Raw genomic sequence first — 5,120 nt, 5'->3', positions numbered from 1 at the left:
GTGACGACGACGGTGGGCAGGTGCCGGCCGGTGGCGTCCAGACCGGGTTCGGCGGGACCGCCGAGTCGTGGACCGGCGAGACGGTGAGCAACGAGCGCTCCGGTGGCGGCGACGTCGCCTCGACGCTGGTGCCGGTCGCCGCTCTCGGCCTCGGTGGCCTCGTGGTCGGGCGGGTCGTGATGTCACGGCTCGGCCGGTCGTGACACGCATAGCACTGGTCGGCCGCCGCGGGTCCTTGCGACTCGCGGCGGCCGCCGCCGCTGTGGTCGTGGGCTGCGCGGGCGCGGCGGGAGGTTCCGCCTCGCCGGACACGACCGCGGCCGCGACCACGTCCACTACCACCGCCGCGCCCACCACGACCACGACCACGACCACCGCGGCGCCGACCACGACCGCTCCACCGCCGCCCTCCGTGGAAGCCGAGGCACCCGACCCCGTGCAGGTCGCCATCGCCAAGATCGGCGTGAACGCCCCGGTCATCCCGCTGGCGCTCGAGCCGTCGGGCGCGCTCGCCGCCCCCGCCCGGGCCGAGGACACCGGCTGGTGGCGCGCCGGCCCCGAGCCGGGCGAGCCGGGAGCGGCAGTGATCGCCGGGCACGTCGACTCGCGCCGGGCCGCCGCCGTGTTCCACCGCCTGCGGGAGCTGGCCCCGGGCGACGTGGTCGAGGTCGTGCGGGCGGACGGATCACGGGTCGGCTTCGTGGTCGACCACCTGGAGCAGCACCCGAAGGCGGCGTTCCCGACCGACGCGGTCTACGGCGACACTCCCGGGTCGTCGCTGCGGCTCATCACCTGCGGCGGCGTGTTCGACCGCTCGACCGGGCACTACGTCGACAACGTGATCGTCTTCGCCAACCGGCTCTGACGAATGAGAGGGTTCTCATCCTGGGCTCATCTGATCGCAGCGCGGCGGGGTCAGAGTGGCCGGCGTGAAGAAACGCGCCTCCCGACGAGGAGCTGGAGGCAGCCGTCCTGGCCTCGACCTCCCTGGGAGCTCGCGGTGACGGCTCGGGGAATCCGCCACCCCGGGCCGTCACATCTTCACCGGGGTGACGCGACCAGGCTCCGGTCGGCGCAGCCACGGCCAGAACCGTCGCCGCTGGTTCCGGTGGGTCGAGAGCCAGAGCGTGCGGGTGCGCCCGGTGCGGATCGCCCAGTCGAGGACGTCGTCCGCCCGCCACAGGTGGGTCCGGCCGAGGTTGAGCAGCAGCGCCGGCGGCGGCATCGGCTCGCCCTCGGTCGGCGCACCTCCCTCGCACCACCGGACGACCTCGGTGGAGGGCACGTCGAGCGCGGCGGCGATGTCGTCGATGCCCCAGAGCCGGGGGATCCCTGCGTTGCGCATCGCGTGTCCTACCCCCCGGTGATCTCGGCCCGGTCGAAAGTGATCGCGGAGCCGCCGGCGGAGGCCGGGTTGTGCCGGTCGGTCAAGGTGACGACCAGCGTGTGGGGGCCGGCCGCGAGCACCGGCGACCGGAAGACCACGACCGGCGTCGCGGTGGCGGGCGACGCGTAGAAGTCGACGTCGACCGGCGCCCCGCCGTCGATGGCCACGGTCGCCAGGTACCCCCAGGGCTCCTTCACGCCGAACAACGCCACCCGGGTGCCGTCGAACCGCAGGGTCGCGGTCGCACCCGACTCGTTGGTCCACTGGTAGGTGCCGTCCGGCGCCTTGCCGCAGGTGGTCGTGCACGCGTGCCAGGCGCCGGCGAACTGCACCTGGCCGATCCCGCTGCCCCGGTTCGTGTCCTGGATGACCGTCACCGGCGCGTCGGCGGGCGGCGCCGCCGGCGTGGGCGGGGGAGACTGCGGCTCCACGGCCGGCGGGCTGGCGTCGGTCGTCGGCGTCGTGGCGCCGGGCGCATCCTCGGCGACGGTGGTCGACGTGGTCACGGTGGTGGAAGGGGACGACGGGCTCGTGGTCGCCACCGTGGTGTCGGGCGCCTCCGCCGTCAGGCCCCCCGTGCGGGTGGGGGGCTCCCCGGTGTCGCTGCCGACCGTGCTCACCACGACGCCGAGCAGCGCCACCGCCCCCAGCGCCGACACGGCGACCGTCAGCCGGCGCCGGGCCTTGTTGCGGCGGGCGCGGGCCACGATCTCGCCGACCGGCGGCGGGAGCGGGGCCAGGTCCTCGCGGGGACGCAGGCCGGTCCGGAGGTCGACCATCAGCAGGTCTCCGGCGCCGGCTCGACCGTGAGGGGCGCGAGCAACGCCTCCAGCCGGCGTCGGGCGGTGGCCAGCGTGGCGGAGGCGGTGCCCCGGGCCACCCCCATCACCTCGGCCACCTCGGTCTCGGGCAGGTCCAGCACGTAGCGGAGCGCGATCGCGGTGCGCTGGCGGTCGGTCAGCTCCCGCACGGCCGCCCACAGCTCGGGCTCGAGGGTGATGGGGCCGCCGTCACGGGGCCGGAACCGGGTGAGCAGCTCGCGCTCGCGGACCTGGCGCCGGGCCCGTCGCCGGGCGTGGTTGAGGGCCACCTGGTAGAGCCAACCGCCCGGCGACTCCATGCGCCGCACGCGGTCCCAGCGCTCGTAGGCGCGCACGAACGCCTCCGCGGACGACTCCTCGGCGGCGTGCGCGTCGCCCAGCACGACGGTCAGCGCCGCCACGAGGGATCCGTAGCGCTCGCTGAACCACTTCTCGAAGTCGGAGATGTCCGGCACCGCTCCCTCAAGTCACGACGCTGCCGGATCCCTTATGTCGGCGGGGCGTAAGGGCTCCTGCCGGTCCGGGACTTGGTGGGGCACGGCGTGGATGTTGCCACGAGCGAATGGGGAGCGGAAGAAAGATGCGACGACGACTGCGGTCATTGCTGGCGCCCATGGTGGTCGCCACCCTGCTGAGCTGCGGCGGCCCGACGGTGGCGGCCGACGGCGACGCGGGGCCCGACCCGTCGGCACCGACGCCGCCGTCGACCGGGGAGGCACCGGCCGGCGACGTCACCGTGATCCAGGACACGGACACGGGGACCGAGGTCGGGCAGGTGGAGCTCTCCGACGGCTGGGAGGCGTGCACGACCACCTGCGCCAAGGCGCCGGACGGCACCTACCAGTGGACCCAGGACGTGGGTGCGACCGCGACCCTGCGGTTCTCGGGGACCGGCGTGGCGCTGTTCGGGGTGAAGGAGCCCTGGGCGCACGTGGCGACCGTCGCCGTCGACGAGGGCGAGCCGGTCGACGTCGACTACTACGCGTCGCCCGAGTCCGAGGCACCCGTGGAGGTGTTCCGCTCTTCTGAGCTGGCCGCCGGCACCCACACGCTGGTGCTCACGATGACCGAGCGGCGCAACCCCGCCTCGGCCGACGGTTCGGCCGTCACGTTCGACCGGGCCGAGGTCACCGGCGGGGCACCGGGCGAGGAGCCGCCCCCGCCGTCCACCACGGCGCCGCCGACCACCGAACCGCCGGGCGAGGAGCCGCCGCCCTCGACCGCTCCGCCGCCGCCCGGGCCCGGACCCGGCGCGGCGCCGATCACCGGCAACCGCAGCGGTCTGACGTGGGCGAGCGGCCTCGGCCACCACAACCAGACCCGGCAGACCTACGACGCGTTCGGCACCTGGCGCGGCCGCCCGCTCGACGTGGCCAAGGTGTTCCCGGACCGCAGCTCCTGGGACACCATCGTCGGCCCGGGCTCGTTCATCTACGGCAACTTCGCCGGCTTCGAGGGCCGGTTCGCCGTCGCCGTCCCGCTGTTCCCCAAGAGCGGGAACCTGGCGGCGTGCGCCGGGGGCCAGTACGACGGCCAGTGGGCCACGTTCGGCCGCTCGCTGGTGGGCGGCGGCCGGGGCAACTCGATCGTGCAGCTCGGCTGGGAGTTCAACGGCGACTACGGGTTCTGGTGGAACGCCACGAACACCGAGCAGTGGAAGGAGTGCTTCCGCAAGGCGTCGACCGCCATCGGCTCGACGGCGCCCGACGTGCTGATCGACTGGACCATGAACGGCCACGGCACGCCCGCGAGCCGTTGTGGCGGCAACGCCTTCAACTGCTACCCGGGCGACGAGTACGTCGACATCGTCGGCATCCACGACTACGACTGGTATCCGGCCGCACCCACGCAGGCCGCCTTCGACGCCCGGGCCAACGGCACCCACGGCCTCAACGCCGTGCACGAGTTCGCCAAGGCGCACGGCAAGTGGATGTCGGTGCTCGAGTGGGGCGTCTCCAGCGAGCACAGCAAGCCCGTCGGCGGGGACAACGCCCTCTACATACAGCTCCAGCTCGACTGGTTCGCCGCCCACGACGTCGAGAGCGGCGGGCGACTCGTCGCCGAGGCCTACTTCGACGACGGCTGCACCGCCGGCAACGCCCGGTCGAGCCTGACCGCCGCCTGCGGGAACCCCAACGCCGCGGCCGCCTACAACGGGAGGTTCTGAGGGCGCGGGGGTTCGGGGAGCTCGTCGGGGTGGTCGACGGGCTCCTCCGGCGCCGGGGGCGTGGCGAGCACCGCCACGTTCCGCCGGGCCACGGCGAGGAGGGAGGACGCCGCGCCTCGGGGCAGGCCCATCACCAGGCCGACCTCCGCCTCGGGCAGGTCGAGCACGTAGCGCAGGGCGACGACGGTGCGCTCCTCCCGCGTGAGCCTCCGCACGGCGTCCCAGACCTCGGGGGCGAAGATCGCCGGTGGGGCGGCAGGCGGTGCGTCGGCGTCCGGTCGCGAGCGCCACGGGAGGCGACGCCACCGGTCCTCCCGGCCGGCGCAGGCGAGCGCCGTGGAGTACAGCCAGCGCCCGGACTCCATCGTGCGGACGCGCTCCCAGCGCTCGAAGGCACGCACGAAGGTCTCGGCGGCGGCCGCTTCGGCTGCCGGGACGTCGCCGGTCACGACGTAGAGGAGCGCGACCACCCGGGAATACTGATCGCGGTACCAGCCGTCGAAGTCGGCCTCCCCAGCCATGGATCTCCTCGTTGAGATGACTGAGGAGAAGCTACCCGCCACCGGGGATGCTCTCGACACCCGCCGGCCGGGCGTTCGCGGCCGGGTCAGCCCACGGGGGCGCCGGTGTCGGCCCAGACGTTGCCGGACGCCGTCGGGCAGCGCATGATCGGCACCTCGCCGACCCAGCGGCGGCCGATCCGGTTGCCCCGGACGTCGACCCCGGCGGCGCCGCCGCAGTCGAC

7 protein-coding genes are annotated in these 5,120 nt (G+C 74.4%); 3 read left to right on the top strand and 4 right to left on the bottom strand.

What is annotated here, in order from left to right:
* Nucleotides 1-203 (top strand): hypothetical protein (locus VK611_14185; GenBank protein ID HMG42484.1); only part of this gene is annotated, 203 nt, incomplete at its 5' end.
* Entirely contained in the window at nucleotides 200-865 is a 666-nt protein-coding gene (locus VK611_14180; protein HMG42483.1) for a class F sortase, read from the top strand. The genes VK611_14185 and VK611_14180, both read left to right, overlap by 4 nt.
* A gap of 168 nt (nucleotides 866-1,033) precedes the next feature.
* Here the strand turns inward: VK611_14180 and VK611_14175 are convergent, their stop codons facing one another.
* The 3 genes from VK611_14175 to VK611_14165 are packed head-to-tail and all read right to left on the bottom strand — an operon-like array spanning nucleotide 1,034 to nucleotide 2,663.
* Complete coding sequence (locus VK611_14175) at nucleotides 1,034-1,345, bottom strand: hypothetical protein (GenBank protein HMG42482.1); 312 nt, start codon at nucleotides 1,343-1,345, stop codon at nucleotides 1,034-1,036.
* Nucleotides 1,346-1,353: 8 nt separating this feature from the next.
* Nucleotides 1,354-2,166, bottom strand: a complete 813-nt coding sequence (locus VK611_14170; GenBank protein ID HMG42481.1) for a hypothetical protein — start codon at nucleotides 2,164-2,166, stop codon at nucleotides 1,354-1,356.
* Nucleotides 2,166-2,663 (bottom strand): sigma-70 family RNA polymerase sigma factor, encoded by a 498-nt coding sequence (locus tag VK611_14165; protein HMG42480.1) that lies wholly within the window; start codon nucleotides 2,661-2,663, stop codon nucleotides 2,166-2,168. Before VK611_14165 ends, VK611_14170 begins: the two co-directional genes overlap by 1 nt.
* A 125-nt stretch (nucleotides 2,664-2,788) precedes the next feature.
* Here VK611_14165 and VK611_14160 point away from each other — a divergent pair, with 125 nt between their 5' ends.
* On the top strand, nucleotides 2,789-4,375 hold the full coding sequence (locus tag VK611_14160) for a glycosyl hydrolase (GenBank protein ID HMG42479.1): 1,587 nt from the start codon (nucleotides 2,789-2,791) through the stop codon (nucleotides 4,373-4,375).
* Here VK611_14160 and VK611_14155 read toward each other — a convergent pair.
* Nucleotides 4,357-4,896 (bottom strand): sigma factor-like helix-turn-helix DNA-binding protein, encoded by a 540-nt coding sequence (locus VK611_14155; GenBank protein ID HMG42478.1) that lies wholly within the window; start codon nucleotides 4,894-4,896, stop codon nucleotides 4,357-4,359. The two genes, VK611_14160 and VK611_14155, sit on opposite strands and share 19 nt — an antisense overlap.
* Nucleotides 4,897-5,120 lie beyond the last annotated feature (224 nt).

This window comes from Acidimicrobiales bacterium, from assembly GCA_035316325.1.
Classification (GTDB): Bacteria; Actinomycetota; Acidimicrobiia; order Acidimicrobiales; family VFJN01; genus DASXTK01.
This window is presented reverse-complemented; position numbering and strand designations above follow the sequence as displayed.